Origin of the sequence: Shewanella colwelliana ATCC 39565 (genome assembly GCF_000518705.1) — a bacterium.
Lineage (GTDB): Bacteria > Pseudomonadota > Gammaproteobacteria > Enterobacterales > Shewanellaceae > Shewanella > Shewanella colwelliana.
Window position 1 is genome coordinate 1 of sequence record NZ_KI912479.1, and the last position, 18571, is coordinate 18571.

Genomic DNA, 18571 nt, shown 5'->3' on the forward strand with positions numbered 1-18571 from the left:
ACTTTCTATTTGTCTCGTTTTCGATAAAAAGTCCCTGTTTAATTTTTCTGGTTAGCATCAGTCTGTGTGGTTAATGCCAAGCAGCCGTTGGCATTACTCTTTGCACCATATTGGTCGAGTCTTCGACTAATTCACTACCACAACACACTGAATTAGCGCTCGCTGTTAGACGTTTGTCTGATAGACGTTTTGCTAATGTTTCTTTTTTGTTAACTCCGTCATATTCATTATGATAATAATGATTAGGGAGAAAACAGATGAAACAAGCAAAACTATCACTGATAAGCGCTGCAACCTTGTTGGCTTTGAGCTCAACAGCTGTCGCTGGTGATACTGAGTTTAAGTTTGGTGGTTATGTAAAAGCGGATGTGATGTTTAGTGATTACAGCAATGGTGCCCCTGACTCAGGTAACCTATCGCGCCAATTTTACGTGCCAGGAACAATTTATGGTACGCCAGGTAACGGTGAGCAAGTGGTTGACTTTCAGGCCCGAGAATCACGGTTTAACTTTAAGACCAGTACCGATGTTGGTGGCCATAAACTCAGTGGTTTTATTGAACTTGATTTTATGACCCACGCAGATGGTAATGAGCGTGTCTCTAATAGTTACTCTCCACGTATTCGTCATGCATTTGTGAGTTTCGATAATTGGACTGTGGGACAAACGTGGTCGACATTCCAAAACCCAGGTGCATTGCCAGAAAACTTAGATTTTGTTGGTGCAGCCGAAGGTACGCCGTTTGTGCGTCAAACCCAGGTTCGTTATACCAATGGCGGCTTTCAGTTTGCCATAGAAAACCCAGAAACCACATTAACACCAAACGGTGGTGGCTCGCGAATGACGAGCGGTAGTGGCATGGTGCCAGATTTTGTCGCCCGCTATAACTTTAAGACTGAGGGAGGCGCTAAATTTACGGTTGCAGGTTTAGCGCGCCAACTGAATATTGAAAATGCAAGTTATGACTCGCAAACCATGGGCTATGGTGTGAGCTTTACGGGTGTGATCCCTGTGGGAAATGATGATATTAAGCTGTCAGCGACTGCTGGTGATGGTATGGGCCGTTATATGGCGCTTAACTATGCCAATGCCGGTGTATTAGATGCTAACGGCGATATCAAGACTATTAGTTCTTATGGAGGCTTTGCCTCCTATCGTCACTGGTGGAATGATAAGTGGCGCTCTAGCTTCACCCTGTCAGGGTTTAAGGCTGATAATGATGTCGCCTTAACGGGTGGATCGGTTAACGAGGAGTCTTACTCTGGATACATCAATTTACTGTATTCACCCGTTAAACCTATGACGGTTGGTGTTGAATATATGTATGCCGAGAACACTAAGCAAAATGGTGATAAAGGTGAGTTAAATCGAGTGATGTTCTCAGTGAAGTACGTACTTTAGAAATAATAAAAAAGGAGGCGTAAGCCTCCTTTTTTATACCTAACTTTGATTAAAGCAGGTTATTGTCACGTACATATTGTTCGAACTCAGTACAACCGCCGACATGAACTTGGTCTACAAAAATTTGCGGCACAGTTTCAACTGGCTTACCAACCGTTTTTTCAAGATCGGCCTTACTGATCCCTTCTGCGTGAATATCGACATATTTAAATTTAAAATCATCACGAGCTTCAACAAGTTGCTCTGATAACTGGACAGCTCTAACGCAGTACGGACAGCCTGGACGGCCAAAGATTACAACAAACATATAAGCTCCTGAAAAAGTAGTTCGGCTCTTTATACCATAGGCTTGAGCTGATTGCATATTCAGAATCAGACAAACTTATTCTCGCTGTGATACCGACCTTGATAATCAAAGAATCGTTCGACTAACTCCCAGCCTTTCTTGCCTTTTTTTAATAGAAGTAGATCGGGTTTTCTGAAGCTGGATTCAGCAGAAATAACATCCTCAATGGCCTTAAAATGTGGTTGCTTATAGCCTGGGGTACGCGTATGAGTGTGGACAAAAATCCCATAGAAGGCGCGGATTTGAGCCGGTGTTTCAAAATTAAAGTAACAGTTAAAATCATTTCCCTCACTATCGATATAGCGGACTTTTAATTTGTCCTTCTCTTTTTCTAACAGCATATCCTGGCAGCGAAATAGGTGGTGATGTTTCTGCTGTAATACCTCTTTCAGGCGCTTGTCTGGGTCTACCAGTACGCAGTCACAGTGCTGGCAGATTTTGGCTGCAATATCATTTTCCTCTCCACAATTTGGGCAAGATTTAGAGCGAAAGCGAAAGTCGCATTGCTGCTTACCATGACTTGTTTCAAGCACTGCTTGGCAACGTCGGCCAAAGTGTTCAATGAGGTCACCGTCATCATCGACTAATCCCCAAAACACATTGGCAAATTGGCACACAGGGCAGTGGACTTGTACTGGCACACTTTTGCTATTTGGCCGCACTTGGCCAACTTCAGGAAAAAATAGATCGTAGCCATTTGCGGCATAGTCGATGATTAAACAATCATGTTTACCTTCACAAATTCGCAGCCCTCGACCGACCATCTGTTGAAATAGGCTGACCGATGCCGTCGGCCTTAATATGGCAATGAGATCGACATGGGGGGCATCAAAGCCTGTGGTCAGAACAGCAACATTAACCAAGTATTTAAGCTGACGTTGTTTAAAGCGATCAATGATAAGGTCTCTATCATCAGATGAGGTTGTGGCAGTAATTAATCCCGCTTGCTCACTGTCTAGTAGTGCCATGATCTCTTGCGCATGCCTAACGGTCGCGGCAAAGATGATAGTGCCTTGCTTATGTTGTGACAGTTCCACAATCTGTCTAGTGATAGCTTGGGTAGCCCGGCCTGCAACATTAAGGAGTGCGTTAACTTCCTGTTCGCGATACTCACCACTGTTTGAGGCTTGAAGATCACTGAAGTCGTACTGCGCGGATAGACCATCAAACAGTTTAGGTGTGGTTAAAAAGCCTTGTTTAATCAGCGGCCTCATTGGTAGCTCGAAAATACACTGTTCGAATGCGGGTTTGTCGGCATTTCCCATTTTGCCATGATAGTGGTGGCGATAAATCCAACCAGAGTCTAATCGGTAGGGCGTAGCGGTAAGGCCCAATAGTTTAAGCTGTGGGTTTTGTTGTATCAGGTGCTTTAGGAGTTGTTGATATTGGCTATCATCGGTTGCAGAGACCCGGTGGCATTCATCAATGATCACAAGCGAGTAGGGTTCATTAAACGCTTGTGGACTCTTTACCGCCGATTGAATGCTTGCAACCACCGTTTTATTGGTGGTTGATTTCTGCTTGAGTCCAGCTGAAAAGATACTCGCTTCATTAGTCAGTAGGCCGACTTTCTCTGCATTTTGGGCCACCAGCTCTTTGACATGGGTGAGCACTAACACTCGACCTTTCGCAATGCGAGCAAGCTCGGCAATGACAATACTCTTGCCTGCACCAGTCGGTAGGACGAGAACCGCCGAATCATTGCTGACTTTAAAGTGGTTGATAGCGGCATCAACCGATTGTTGTTGATAGTCTCGAAGTTGCACGTGGATTGATTTAATAGCTTAATATGAGCTACAGAATAACAGTGTGCTTTGGCGACGACCAGCAGTGGTGGCATAAAAAAGCCCCTCATTGGAGGGGCTAATAGAATCATTTTTGTTTCATCGCTCAGTGATTATTCGCTGCGGTTAAGTCTGCTTTCAATCAAGGTGTCGATAACCGCAGGATCAGCCAAGGTTGATGAGTCACCTAAGTTGGTCACCTCATTGGCTGCAATCTTACGCAAGAAGCGGCGCATAATTTTTCCTGAACGAGTTTTAGGTAACCCACCTGCCCATTGAATAAGATCTGGTGTTGCCAATGCGCCAATCTCTTTACGTACCCACTGGCGTAGTGCTTGACGAAGCTCTTCACTCTCTACAGTGCCCTTAGTTAGCGTGACGTAAGCGTAGATGCCTTGACCTTTAATGTCATGGGGGTAACCCACAACGGCGGCTTCAGCAACATGCTCGTGAGCCACCAAGGCGCTTTCAACTTCTGCGGTCCCTAAGCGGTGACCCGATACGTTAATCACATCATCAACACGGCCCGTGATCCAGTAGTAACCGTCTTCATCTCGGCGGGCACCGTCACCGGTAAAGTACATGCCACGGAAGGTTTTAAAGTAAGTTAAGGCAAAACGGTCATGATCGCCAAACACGGTACGCATCTGGCCTGGCCATGAATCGAGAATGACTAAGTTACCTTCGGTCGCGCCGTCAACGATGTTCCCCATGTTGTCGACCAATGCAGGCTGTACACCAAAGAATGGGCGGGTGGCAGAGCCAGGTTTTGTGTCGGTTGCGCCCGGCAGAGGACTGATCAGAATGCCGCCCGTCTCAGTTTGCCACCAAGTATCGACAATTGGGCACTGTTCGTGACCAATGACCTCATGGTACCAACGCCATGCTTCAGGGTTAATGGGCTCACCTACCGAACCCATTATGCGCAAAGAGCTGCCATCGAAGTTATCAAATTGCTCTTTGCCTTCAGCCATCAAGGCACGAATAAGCGTGGGAGCTGTATAGAGAATATTGACCTTATGACGGTCGACCATTTCACCTAAACGGGCAGGGGTGGGATAATTAGGTACGCCTTCATGGATAAGTACCGTTGCACCGTTTGCTAGTGGACCGTACACCATATAAGAGTGCCCCGTGATCCAACCGACATCGGCGGTACACCAGTAGACTTCACCCTCTTTGTAGTCAAAGACATACTCATGTGTCATCGACGCATAAACCATGTAACCACCCGTGGTGTGTAACACTCCTTTAGGGTTACCGGTTGACCCTGAGGTGTAAAGCAAGAAGAGGGGATCTTCCGCGCCCATCTCTTCTGGGATACAGTGCTCAGAAGCGGTATCCATTAGTGAGTTCCACTTAATATCACGACCTTCTACCCAGTTGACATCGTTGCCTGTGCGTTCATACACAATTACCTTTTCTACGCAGGTAACATCAGGATGCGATAATGCCTCATCGATGTTGGCCTTGAGCGGAATGATGCGTCCACCACGTATACCTTCATCGGCGGTGATAACCACTTTTGATTTACCATCGATAACTCGCGATGCGATAGAATCTGGTGAGAAACCACCAAATACCACAGAATGAATAGCACCTATGCGGGCACAAGCTAACATGACAACTGCGGCTTCTGGCACCATTGGCATGTAAACTGTCACCACATCACCACGGCGTACGCCTTGGCTACGCAGGGCATTAGCAAACTTACACACTTCAGTGTGAAGCTCGCCATAGGTTAGGGTACGTTGATCGACTGCGTCATCGCCTTCCCAAATGATAGCAACTTTGTCGGCACTTTTTTCTAGGTGTCTATCAAGGCAGTTAGCTGAGGCATTCAATGTGCCGTCATAAAACCAATTAATAGAGAGATTATGATCATCAAAAGAGGTTTTTTTCACTTTAGTGAAAGGCTTTATCCAATCGATGCGTTGGCCATGCTCTCTCCAGAAACCTTCAGGATTTACCACTGACTCCTGATACATTTTTTTGTATTGTTCTTCATTAATGTGTGCTTGGTTTGCTATGTCACTTGGAACTTTATAGAGAGACTGCGTACTCATCTGGAATCCTTTATTTCAATTGTGCGTGGTCAAAGTATGGAATGCTTAGGCTAGTGAGCTCTATTAGACCTTGGTCTAGTAAAAAAATATCCTTTATTTTTAGACTGTTGTGAATATATTAGCACTAGATTTACAAGCCCATTTAGCGCAGAATAATTAAAAAACAGGAAAATCGATGAATCTGACCATCATTGTGGGTGTGATTGCCGTTCTCTATGTCTCCTTGCTGTTTCTACTAGCGTGGGGGGCGGAGCGTTGGTTTGGCGGCATTACCAAGAAAATTCAAACATGGATTTATGGGTTGAGTTTGGCGGTATATTGCTCATCTTGGAGCTTCTTGGGCACTGTCGGTCAGTCGGCCCAGGATTTATGGTCGTTTCTGCCTATCTTTCTTGGGCCGATACTCATTTTTACCTTCGGCTTTGGGCTGTTGCGAAAAATGGTCATCGTCTCTAAGGCGCAAAACATCACCTCGGTGGCAGACTTTATTGCCGCACGTTATGGTAAGTCACAAACGATTGCCGCTATCGTTACCCTTATCGCGCTGTTTGGCATCATGCCCTATATTGCGTTGCAGCTTAAAGCCATGGTGTTCAGTCTAAACCTATTTCAGCCAGACGATTCGCCTTACGACGGGGCGCGTGTCTCGTTAATTGTTACCGCTCTGCTGGCCATATTTGCCATCTTATTTGGCACACGAAAACTAGATGCTACAGAACACAACCCGGGAATGATGTTGGCGATTGCCTTTGAATCCTTGGTAAAGCTTGGCGCATTTCTACTGGTGGGGATAGTGGTCAGTTTTGGGGTGTTTGATGGTTTTGGCGATATCTGGCAGCAAGCCACTGAACGTGATTTGATCAGCCACCCCGAGTTGAGGCTCGAGAACCTGATGCCGCAATTATTGGTTGGGATGGCGGCATTTTTATGTATGCCGCGCCAATTTCACGTGATGATGGTGGAGTGTAGCGATGAAAACACCTTACTCAAGGCGAGATGGATGTTTCCGCTCTACCTGCTGTTGTTTGGATTGTTTGTTGCCCCGCTAGCGCTGGCTGGCAAAATTGTTTTGGGTGATAGCGTCGCTGCTGACACCTATGTCATCAATTTACCTCTGGCATTAGAGCAGCCTGTGGTGGCGGTGATCGCGCTACTTGGTACCTTATCGGCTGCAACAGGTATGGTTATTGTGGCCGTGGTGACGATTAGTGTGATGGTGAGCAATGAGTGGCTGGTGCCTCTGATGCTGCGCTCCGGTAAAATCCGCCAGAAAAACTTTAGCCAATTTTCACAGTTTCTCCTAAACGCACGGCGAATCGCTATCGTGCTGATTTTAGGCTTGGGTTATTTTAGTTACCTCAGTTTTATCGACAGCGACTCGTTATCAGCGCTGGGGATGCTCTCTTTTGGTGCCTTTGCGCAATTAGCCCCCGCCCTGATTGGTGGTATGTACTGGAAGCATGGTAACCGCGGTGGCGTGTATTTAGGTCTAATCGTTGGCTTTGGGCTGTGGTGTTACATCTTAGTGCAAGGGATAAGCGATACTCATGGCCTATTTGGTAGCGAGTTGCCGCTGCTTGATTCGATTAACCCCAATGTACGGGATATTTTAACAGCGTTATTGGCTAACCTGGCTTGCTATATTCTTGGTTCACTCTGGTTTAGGGCAGGGGTATCCGAACGTATTCAAGCCAGTGCATTTGTGACGCCCGGTCAGCTTAAAAACAACGCCAACCGCAAAAGCTCGCCTATTTCGCAGCAAGATCTCTTGATCTTGGCCAGCCGATTTGTCAGTCCCACTCGAGCTTACGAAAGTTTTTCCCGTTTCTCTGAAGAAGCAGTGAGAAGTGATAGTTGGCATAAAGTGGCGCCACCCGAGTTAATTGCCCACACCGAACATATGCTTGCTGGGGTTCTCGGGGGCTCTAGTGCATCTTTGGTGATGGACTCAGTGTTACAAGGGCGAGATCTGGCTCTTGATGAGGTATTTAACTTAGTCGATGAAGCTTCATCGAAAATCATTCTCAGCCAAGATATGTTGCGAGGCGCTATAGAGCACGCATACGAAGGGATGAGTGTGGTTGATAAAGAGCTAAACTTGGTGGCTTGGAACTATAAATACGCTGAACTATATGATTACCCAGAGGATTTTCTTCAGGCCGGAATGCCAATTGCCGATGTAGTGCGATTTAATGCGAAGCGAGGTTATTGCGGCGTTGGAGAAATAGAGGAGCAGGTCGCTAAGCGGGTTGAGCATATGCGTAACGGCAGTGCCCATGTGTCTGAGCGGGAACGCCAAGATGGTAAAGTGATCAAAATCCAAGGTAATCCAATGCCAAGTGGTGGTTTTGTCATGACCTTTACCGACATTACCCAATATCGGGCCCAAGCCAAGGCGCTGCAAGAGGTGAATGAGAACCTTGAGGCGCGCGTTAAAGAGCGCACCTATGAGCTGGCACTGCTCAATAGCCAACTGCTTGAAGCCAAGGCGCAAGAGGAAAATGCCAACGCGTCTAAGAGCCGATTTTTAGCCGCCGTCGGCCATGATTTAATGCAGCCATTGAATGCGGCAAGATTATTTACTGCGTCCCTAGCGCAATATCCAAATTTGGATCAGGAAGGGCGAACCACTCTGTCTCACGTCAATAGCTCATTAAAAATCGCCGGTGAACTGTTAACCGACCTTTTGGATATCTCAAAACTTGACTCCGGCATGGTCGATGTTAATCAAAGGGACTTCTCGGTAGCGGATCTGCTCGATGGACTAGCCGTAGAGTTTGATGCCATGGCGAAAGACTACGCGATCAAATTTTCTATGGTGCCAAGCAATGTCACTATTAGCTCAGATCTCTCCTTATTGCGCCGCGTATTGCAAAACTTTCTGACCAACGCTTACCGTTATGCCAAAGGTAATCGAGTGTTACTTGGCTGTCGTCATCGTCCGGGGGCGTTGGAGATTCAAGTTATTGATACTGGTTGTGGCATTGATGACAGAGAGGTGAGCGAAATCTTTAAGGAGTTTAAGCGCTTAGACAACCCACAGAGTAAAAGTGTCAGCGGCCTAGGGTTAGGTTTGGCGATAGCTGACCGTATTGCCAGAGTATTGCAACATGATATTCGTGTGGTATCTAAATTGGGCCAAGGTTCTTTGTTCTCAATCATAGTGCCTCTTGGCGAGAAGACCAACCTTGCCGCGCCCAAGAAGTCAAACATGGTGATGCAGCCGCTCGCGGGCGTAAAAGTCTTATGTATTGATAACGAAGAGGCGATTCTTGCTGGTTTAGAAAGCCTACTGAGTCGTTGGCAATGTGAGGTTATCTGCGCCACTGATTTGGCAGATGCGCGCATAAAATTGGGGTTAAAAGGGGTTGCTCCAGATATCGTGTTGGCCGACTATCATTTGGATAATGACCAAAATGGTGTGGATGCAATGGACGGTATCCGTGCACTTTATGGAGAGCACCTGCCTGGTATTTTGATCACAGCCAATACTCGTAAAGAGATTGTCGATGATGTGCAGCAGCGAGGCTACCATTACATGGCGAAGATGGTAAAGCCGGCCGCATTGCGCGCACTGATCTCGAGTTTAGTTAAATAGTTAAATGACAATTATTTGTAAGGTATAGCGCCTATTTTAAGGCGTATGGAGTCTAGAGTGAATCAAGTATTGTGTGATGGCATGCCCATCACTCCGAGTAAAATCGTCTGTGTGGGACGTAATTATGTTGAGCATATTAAGGAACTCAATAACGACGTTCCCGAGCAGATGGTGCTGTTTGTTAAACCTAATTCGGCAATTTCCTCGGTACTCATGAGTCAGCACCAAGAACCACTGCACTACGAGGCCGAACTCTGTTTCATGGTGGCAGATGGCGCTTTTAAGGCTGTCGGCTTAGGGTTAGATCTTACTAAACGGCAATTACAAAGTGAGCTAAAAGCAAAAGGCCTGCCGTGGGAGCGCGCCAAGGCGTTTGATGGTTCTGCGCTGTTTAGTGAGTTTGTCACTATTGCCCAAGATAGCGATAAACTCTCCTTTACCCTGCATGTGGATGGGGCGTTGCGTCAACAGGGGGATATTGGGTTGATGATCCATAAACCCGATGCCATTTATAAAGAAATCAGCGAGTTTATGACACTCAACGATGGAGATATTGTAATGACTGGTACCCCAAAAGGCGTTGGAGTGATTAATCCTGGCGAGCAGTTTGAGATGAGGCTCCAATTGGATCAACTCCCCCTCGTTGAGCATTCATGGTCGGTGATCTAAACCTGGTTAACACTATCATGGCCTGAGCTGCAATAAAAAGGGCGGTCAATGACGATTGACCGCCGATAGAGATATTTAGTCGTTAGGGTGAAAGTGGCCTCGTTGTGAGCCCTGTCCCCGCATTGTCTAACGCACCGTAAAAGTAGGATGATTGATCGCCGCGCTGCAGATCATGAATGTTCTCATTACCTAGTCCCACGCCCACTTTCAATAATCTCGCAATATCGCCAAATGCTGTGCGTCTGCCACTTAAGCCTGGTCCTCCTGCCGATGAGTAACTCGAGTAGGCGGCCTTAAGCGTGAAACCAAACTTGCCAGGTTCAGCGAGGAAGCGTCCCACTTTTTTGAGCATGCCAGAGTTACGAGGGAAGAATTTACCCGCGACAGCACCGCCAATGGCCCCCGTGATACCTCCAATGATCACGCCTTGTGCAACGGGGAGAAAGAGGTTTTCAACGCCGCCACAGCCAGTGGCACATGCAATGGCCTGTTCAAGCCCTCCAGCCGCTGCACCAACTAGAGCTCCTGCGGCAACGGTACCGGCAAAGGACGTTATGCCGCCTGCAAAGAAGAGTGACGGTGCAAAAGCTACTGGAATTGCGGCGCCTACCAGCGCCCCTAGCACCAGTCCCGTGCCGGCCGCCTGCCAAAATGCGCCAGTATCGACGGTTTTACCCTGAGACAATGCAATGCCGCCAAAGGTGGCAAATCCGGCCGCAGCCCCAAGCCCGCCAAAGGCTGCAATCGCCCCTAAACCGCCACCTGCAGCGATAGCCGCTAATCCTCCTGTTGCCACCACCACCACCACGATTAACACCACTACAGCAATGATAGCGATGACGGTGAGGATTTCTGCGGCATGATCGGCAATCCAGTTTCCTGCATCCTCAAAGGCACCAGGTAATGTATCGGTAAAGAAATCGCCCACCGACGACCAGAAACTCCTACCCGTTGGGTCGACGAACTGTATCGGGTTGCCTCCAGAGAAGGCGTAGCGGTTAAAGGTGCGTGGGTCATTAAGGTCGGCTACCACTGTGTCGGCACTCATGAAGCGGCCCAGCTCAGAGTCATAATAACGAGCTTTGAAATTGTATAAGCCGGTATCGTCATTGAACTGTTGCCCTTGGAAGGTTTGTAACACTTCACGTGGGCCAGCGTTTGCACCTTGCCAATCGATAGGATCACCATAGGGGCGATAATCTCGTTGCGCCGATATTTCAGCGTCTTCGTCTGTGACGATGTTTACGCTACCAAGATGATTTGCATGGTAATAAAATCGCTGTTCACTGTCTAAATCTGTGCTTGTATCGCCTCTGGCAATACTTGGCGATGTTGAGATAGCGATCACCAAGATTAAGGCAATTTTTTGCGGATTATCCCGACAGGTATTAACACATGCCCAGAGCTGTTGACGAGTGGTTGCACTCATTTTGAAATAGCCCCACAGCAACAATAGCAAACTAGCTATACTGGGAATGCCCGCCATGTACAGCTCGCTATAGTCAGGAGCGTGGGCTGCGCTAATGAGCTCAACATGCGTTTTAGGGGTAATCACGGTGGCAACCAGTAATGTGCCTGCGTGTATGTGCCTTGAAACGTGAGTTTTTCCCTCTTCATAGAGTCCGTCAATGTAAATGGTTTTCTCGTTCCTATCTTGTTTAACAATTAGGGCGCCGCTAGCATCATAGCGATTGATCTCAATGGTTCGTCCTTTTTTGTCAGTGGAGCGAACCAGTCGATTCTCATTGTCGTAACCATAGCCTTTTTCACCCTTAGCAATGACATTGCCTCTGCCATCATACTCAATGGCAAATGCACGGGTGATGCTCGCCAGATCGATGCCCGCAATGGCCTCAACACATGGGTCAAAACTGTGTTTATTGGCTTTCTTCCCTTTCGCCGCCTTGCCTGTGGTTGTGGTGCCAAGTTGCGCGGCGCACACTGCACGTTGTGGGGAGAGGGGGTCATGACTAAAGTAGAGATCGCCTTTTTTCACAAGGTTACCGACGGCATCATAGGCATAGGTTTCTTCGCCGTAGTTACCATTGGCTTTAATTAAGCGATTGGCTTCATCGTATTCAAATGATTGATTGTTGCCCGAGGCCAGATTGTTCATCGACAGCACATTATTGGCCGCATCATATTGATAGGTCAGCTCTTGCAGTGTAATGCCAGCTTGAGTCTGGGTTTGCGAAGCTAACATGCGCGCCATCACATCGTAGTGATAGTTGGTGTTGACGCCGTTACCAAAGTCAAACTCTGTAATGCGTTGCGAAGCGTTGTACTTAAACCCAGCGGCAATGGGCTGATTGTCATCGTCGGTGATTTCGGCCAAATTGTTGCCAGCATCGTAGCGATAATGCGCTACAAACCCATCGGGATAGATAATTTGGCGAATACGATTCATCGAGTCATACACAAGCCCGGTGACATAGGTTTTATTATCGACAGTACGTCGACGTTCAATGACGCGTCCGCGAGTGTCGTAAAACAGTTCCATGGTGCCAGACATGTCGATCACTTTGACCAGCTGTCCCAAGGCGTTAGGCATATCACCCGTGCCATAAATAAACTGTTGACGTGTGCCGTCGGCAAATTGCTTTTCGACGAGCTGACCATTTGCCGAGTAGTGCATCACAGTGGTTTTACCATCTGGGGCCGTTTCATGGGTTAACCGGCCTTCGGCATCGTAGCCGTATTGATAGGTTCCGCTGTTGGGGTCAACTAACTTGGTTTTTCTGGCTAAGCCATCATATTCAAGCAGTGTTTCATGGCCCAGAGCATCAATTACGGTTAACAAGCGCCCTGAGCTATCGTATTTGTATTGGGTCGTTTGAGTTTGTCCATCAACGCTTAACACGATGAGTTCAGGGTTGCCTGCGGGATCAACGGTCGATTGTGTGGTGTTGCCACGGCCGTCAAGAATATTAATTTGGAACCCCTCATAACTCATTTGAATTTGTTGATTGAGTGGGTCGGTTATCTTGACGATGCGACCCAAGTCATCCCGCTCAGAGGTGAGCATTTCAGGTGTATCGCCATCAAAGTAGGGCAGTGATGATGCACTCGCTTGGCCATCATTGCCAAACTCCACCACCATGACAATCGGCACACCATCAGCACCTTCTTGCTCGGTGCGGTAGACTTTACCGAGTGCATCGAAATAGGTCTTTTCTTCAAATACTTCACTGGTCCCTGCATTTTCTGTACTGAGTTGTGTGTAGAATTGCGCGTTGGGATCGCCTATCGGGGAATATTGATAACTGACAGTACCAAAGGGAGAGGCTTCATCGCCAGGGGCGGTTATTTTTACCTTACGTCCAAAGGTATCATAGTCTGTCGTGGTGGCATTGCCGTCTGCATCGATGTCGACTATCAGGGTACCAAAGCCTGAGTCATATAGGCTGCGCCTGATATGGCCCAATGGGTCGGTGGCCTGTACGCGAAAACGGCCCGTGGCATCATAAGCAAATTGGGTTGTTTGGCCAGTTCTGTCAGTTACTGTGGTGACATTGCCATATTCATCATAGGCAATTTGGGTTTCAACAAATTGATCGTCTTTAATCCACTCCTTACTCGAAATGGGCAAGCCTTGTGCATTGTATGCGGTGATGGCTTGAGACATCTGATTGTTGTTACCATCGAACGCTGTCACTTTGCTGATTGACGCCCAAAAGCCCAATGGGATGCCTGTGCTCGTTTGATGCCATTCATATCGCGCGGTGCTTTCATCGCCGATAACTTCTTCGCGAAGATCGTTATATACCGACAAGGGCTGCATAAAGGCATCATAGGTGCGGTCTACCCAAGAGGTGGTCGTCAAAGCTCCCGTATTGGAAAAGCGCTGGGTTTTGGTTGATTTCAACATCACTTGTGTAATACCCGTGCCGCCAGCACGCACTAAGGTGTCTGATTCACTTAACGCGCGCAGCACATTTTGCGAATCAAATGAACGAATTTCGTAGGGCTGGAAAGTACGGTTAGTATCTTGGTAAAAATAGGTTTCTGTGGCAAGACCAGCAGAGGGGTGTTGTTTCACCACGCTGAAGCCTAAAAATCCTTCACTGGTGTACTGGCCACCTTGGTAGTCAAGTTGGGCACTAAAACTGTTGCCGCGGCCATCTGCGCGTATCACTTGTCTGACAAGCGACAAGGTAACAGGCAGTGTTTGGACACCATTGTTAGTGTGGGTAAATTGTGTAGAGGGCACCCAAGTGATCTCTGTTGTTTGTCCCAATGCAGACACCGCACGCGTGAGCTTACCTGAGCGCAAATTATCACCCAGTAAAATACGATTGGTTTCGGCTTCTTTTGCCACGATAAGGTCGACAATGCCATTACCATCGACGTCGGCCATGGTTGATCCGGTTGCTTTGCCATCGCTGTCTACAAACTTAACATTGCTGCTTTGCAATAGGCTCGACATTGTCGCATCAAACTGCCATGAGGTTCCTGTATTGCGATACACTTGGCTGTCGCTGCCACCTTTGGCTCGCATATAATCCACAAGACCATCATCGTTAAAGTCGATAGGGATTAACCCTTGGCTGCCAAAGTCGCTGTCTAGTGCAAATAAAGACTGGCTTGTCATGGCGTCGGTATAACCCGAGTCGAAATGCCAACCAGCTCCGTTACTGAGATAGACCGCTTGTTTATTTTCTATCGAGCGAATGATGTCGGCTAAACCATCGCCATTGACATCCATAAATGAGTAGCCTTCATAGGCATTTTCAACCACAAATGCACCCGCTGCGCCATCTTGATTTGTTAACACGTTGGCCAGGGCACCCGATAAGCTATCACTTTGATACCAACCTAAATGTTCGTTGCCGCCATTCAGGAAAATGGCTCTGATAATACGTGGGGTTTCGGCTAAGAAGGTCGATTGGTCAAACTTGAGTGACCAGATGATATCGACACGGCCATCGGCATTAACATCAGCGAATTCAACGCCTGTTGATTCGCCCAGTTCACCCACAAGCGAGAAAGGTTCGGTGGCAGGCGAAGAGTAGTTTGGTGAGCTTTCACAAAATGGGGCCGCCGTTTCCCCCTCTTCAAGCGTTAAGCAATCATCAGGATCTGTCTCTTCATCGCCGCTACAATAGGGCGCAGAGCAACCTGCTGGTGCGGATGAGCCAAAACTAGAACAAAGCGGTGCCCGACAATCGGTTGAGGCGCCGGCATCCACCAGTGCAATGGAGAGCGCAGACAAGTTGGCTAAATTACTGCTCCAAGCGCTGCTCTGCTGCCAACCGCTACCTGTATTAAGCCAGACTTCTGTTCGAGTGGGGGTTGCGACTAAAATATCGACTCTGGCATCACCATCCACATCTAAAAAGCGCACGCCAGTGTCGATCCCCTCATTATCGACAATACTCGCGTCTGCATTGATAAGCGAATTGCTCCATAGGCTGCTGTTACTGAAATCGCCTTGGCCATTCCCCAAGAATACGGCAAGACCATTGTTAATGATGTCGGCAAAGCCATCGCCGTTCACATCCATCAGCTGTGCCCCTGTGCTACTTGCCTCGGCATCAGCTAAGTCAACAGGGAGATTAACTGGGCCATTGATGGCACTCCAGTTTAAGTCACGCTCACTGTAACTGAGCGTGCGTAGAGTGATTGCCGACACTTGGTCTCGGCCAATGAGTTGTACCGTACTTAATAGCGATATACCCTGCTGATATTGAGCGTAATCAAGACGGTATGCTCTAACAAATTGTCCCTCAGCATAGATTGATACCTGCTTTAGTCTGAGGTTTTGTGCTTCGCGAACACCGCGGTTGTAGGCGACCTTGATGTCGGGTCTGGGTTCATATTCAAAGGTCACGCGGTTAGCGCCGGTATCATTGGTTGGCGCGTAACCTGTGTAATTGATTTCGCTAAGAAAGCGGGACTGGTTTTCACTGTCGCAAGCAGCCCCGGCAATGGTTAATTCGCATTCACTGCTGTAGCCATAGGTAATGGTGTTTCCTGAGGGGTCTTGAACAGTATCAATGAGCCACGCTTGACCATCAATACGGCTGCTGGCAACGCTACCAAATAGATAGCTAACGCCTTGGCCATCATACATCTGCCAGCCGTCTGCTATCTTCTTAAACGGGCGATAAACACTTTCAATGCGTGCGCGGTAAACACCGTCATTGTCTTCATCATGCAGTTCACCACCAGCACCCGCTAACGAGTAGGAAAACCTATCATTATTAGTGCCGTCGATAATGGCGTTGACACTGGGCGTCCCGTTTCCACGCCAACGTTCAATGCTACCTATGCCCATTGCCCAACCTTGTCCGGCAATCCCACTCCCCCCTAAAGAGCTGTAGGTCAGGCTTAAGTTGGGCTTCATTCCACGCCTGCCTGTGGGGACATCTATAGCGATACGATCGGAGACCGAACCCATAGCACCTGAGATCCCAACACTATTGGGTTGTCCAAAAGCTTTGGGTAATGGCACCTGTATGTCACTGGATGTGTTGATGTTTGCCCCTGCCGAGAAGGAGATGAGCATTGCCAGTAATGCGCCGCGTTTAAACTTGGCGTGGTGCGGTGGAAAGCGCGATGGACTGAAGGAGGCAATAGGAGTGACATGGTGATGATTGTTGGCGACGATTGATGATCTAGCCATTAGGGTTGCCTTTAATGTTGGCGTTAACGTATGACTAAAAAGTATAGAAGAGGGAACTTAGGCTGGATGAAAAATGAACAACTATTTTGGCAATGCCTTTGCCTGCAGCGGCTTAGCAGTGAAAATACCATCCCTAATGGTATGACAGGCTGGCACGGTTAGGTATGGCAAGGGGGCAGATAAAGGTCATTGATCGCCAGTATTTCTCCTAGTTGACCTGCGATTGAACTTCTATATACTCAAATAACAAACACCTTTGTAAAAAATATAAAACAAAGCTTTCGCCGAGCAACTTAGGAGCCTTAATGTCATTACCGCGCTGCAATTCTTACTACAACGCCACCATCAACCAAGAAACTGATTTCGACCAACTACAAGGCGAGGTAGATGTTGACGTCGTTATTATTGGCGGTGGGTTTACTGGGGTAGCCACCGCCGTTGAGCTGTCGGAGCAAGGCTATAAAGTGGCCATTGTTGAGGCGAATAAAATCGGTTGGGGCGCAACGGGGCGTAATGGTGGCCAGGTCACTGGCAGCCTATCTGGCGACGGGGCGATAACCAAGCAACTGCGTAATCAAATTGGCACTGAGGCAGAGGATTTTGTGTGGAACCTGCGCTGGCGAGGTCACGACATTATTAAAAACCGCGTGGCCAAATATGGTATCGATTGCGATCTTAAATTTGGCCACCTGCACACGGCTTATAAATTTGCTCATATGGGCGAAATGCAAAAGACTTTTGATGAAGGCGTGAACCGCGGCATGGGCGATGAACTGATTTTATTATCAAAAGCCGATATTCCTCAGTATTTAGACACGCCGCTTTATCATGGTGGCTTACTCAATAAACGCAATATGCATCTGCATTCGGTCAACCTATGCATTGGCGAGGCGAGGGCCGCAGTGGGCAATGGGGCGCAGATTTTTGAACACTCAACAGTGCTTGATATTATTGAGGGTGATCGTCCAGTGGTGAAAACGGCCAAAGGGCAGATCACTGCTAATAGTGTGGTACTGGCGGGTAATGCTTACCATAAGTTAGCGCGCAAAAAATTAAGTGGTTTACTCTTTCCAGCATCGCTGGGTAACTGTGCCACGGTTAAGTTAGACTCAGCCCTGGCCAAGCAACTCAATCCTCATGATGTCGCCGTGTATGACAGTCGCTTTGTGCTCGACTATTACCGTATGACTGCAGACCATCGCTTAATGTTTGGCGGTGGGACTAACTATTCTGGCCGCGATTCAAAAGATGTGGCGGCAGAGCTTCGCCCCGCGCTAGAGCGCACTTTTCCCCAGTTAAAAGGGGTAGAGATTGAGTTTGATTGGACTGGCATGGCGGGCATTGTGGTTAACCGTATTCCACAGCTTGGTAAAGTATCTCCCAATGTATTTTACTGCCAAGGCTATTCCGGTCACGGCGTGGCAACTTCGCATATTATGGGGGAGATCATGGCCGCAGCAGTGGTGGGGCAGCATAAAGAGTTTGACCTGTTTGCCAACATGAAGCAGATCCGCCTGCCTGTCGGCGAATGGTTGGGTAATCAAGGCATGGCGATTGGTATGCTGTATTACCGCATGATGGAGAATTTTCGCTAATTGACGCGATAGCTCGATCTTCGAATGAAGGTGTTGGCATTTTTGTGGTTTAACATTTGGCTGAATTAGTGTTGGTAGAGTGTCTTTGAAATTTGTATCTTCACTGTAACTAATCGCCTGTCCGGCGAGGAATGTGCAGATACTGCTGCTACACGGAGAGTTTGGCAACAGCCATATGCTTGCGAACGAGAGACAGGGATTGTCGAACTGGCTTTTAGATAGGGATATCGTTGTGAATCCTCCGTGGAGGCTCGACGATGGCATCTGAAGTGAATGGATTCACAAATGCCGCGATGACATGGATGTCAGAGAGCGGCCATGCCATCAACGTTCGCACCCGCATCTACACAGGGTCATTTTGTCTCTTCGATTTAGCTTCATTTCATGCGAGTAGCTAGTTAAAAAGCTAACTCGGTTTTGGACAGAAATGTGTTGGCCTTCGAATGAAGGGGCTGGCATTTTTGGCTTATAACATTTGACGAAGTTGT

8 protein-coding genes are annotated in these 18571 nt (G+C 47.8%); 4 read left to right on the top strand and 4 right to left on the bottom strand.

The window, feature by feature from the left end; genetic code table 11:
* The first annotated feature begins 257 nt into the window (after nucleotides 1–257).
* Nucleotides 258–1400, top strand: a complete 1143-nt coding sequence (locus L876_RS0116335) for a DcaP family trimeric outer membrane transporter (RefSeq protein ID WP_028764772.1) — start codon at nucleotides 258–260, stop codon at nucleotides 1398–1400.
* Between the two features lie 49 nt (nucleotides 1401–1449).
* Here the strand turns inward: L876_RS0116335 and L876_RS0116340 are convergent, their stop codons facing one another.
* The 3 genes from L876_RS0116340 to acs form a co-directional block, all read right to left on the bottom strand.
* On the bottom strand, nucleotides 1450–1707 hold the full coding sequence (locus L876_RS0116340) for a GrxA family glutaredoxin (RefSeq protein ID WP_028764773.1): 258 nt from the start codon (nucleotides 1705–1707) through the stop codon (nucleotides 1450–1452).
* Between the two features lie 65 nt (nucleotides 1708–1772).
* Complete coding sequence (radD, locus tag L876_RS0116345) at nucleotides 1773–3518, bottom strand: DNA repair helicase RadD (protein ID WP_487042789.1); 1746 nt, start codon at nucleotides 3516–3518, stop codon at nucleotides 1773–1775.
* A gap of 125 nt (nucleotides 3519–3643) precedes the next feature.
* On the bottom strand, nucleotides 3644–5596 hold the full coding sequence (gene acs / locus L876_RS0116350; protein ID WP_028764775.1) for an acetate--CoA ligase: 1953 nt from the start codon (nucleotides 5594–5596) through the stop codon (nucleotides 3644–3646).
* 175 nt (nucleotides 5597–5771) lie between these two features.
* Between acs and L876_RS0116355 the strand changes: the two genes are divergently transcribed.
* Entirely contained in the window at nucleotides 5772–9194 is a 3423-nt protein-coding gene (locus L876_RS0116355) for a hybrid sensor histidine kinase/response regulator (RefSeq protein WP_028764776.1), read from the top strand.
* A 57-nt stretch (nucleotides 9195–9251) separates the two neighbouring features.
* Nucleotides 9252–9863 (top strand): fumarylacetoacetate hydrolase family protein, encoded by a 612-nt coding sequence (locus L876_RS0116360; protein ID WP_028764777.1) that lies wholly within the window; start codon nucleotides 9252–9254, stop codon nucleotides 9861–9863.
* Nucleotides 9864–9945: 82 nt separating this feature from the next.
* On the opposite strand, the gene L876_RS0116365 is transcribed toward L876_RS0116360, so the two are convergent.
* Entirely contained in the window at nucleotides 9946–16488 is a 6543-nt protein-coding gene (locus L876_RS0116365; protein WP_028764778.1) for an RHS repeat-associated core domain-containing protein, read from the bottom strand.
* 305 nt (nucleotides 16489–16793) lie between these two features.
* Here L876_RS0116365 and L876_RS0116370 point away from each other — a divergent pair, with 305 nt between their 5' ends.
* Nucleotides 16794–18083 (top strand): NAD(P)/FAD-dependent oxidoreductase, encoded by a 1290-nt coding sequence (locus L876_RS0116370; RefSeq protein WP_028764779.1) that lies wholly within the window; start codon nucleotides 16794–16796, stop codon nucleotides 18081–18083.
* The last annotated feature ends 488 nt before the right edge of the window (nucleotides 18084–18571 follow it).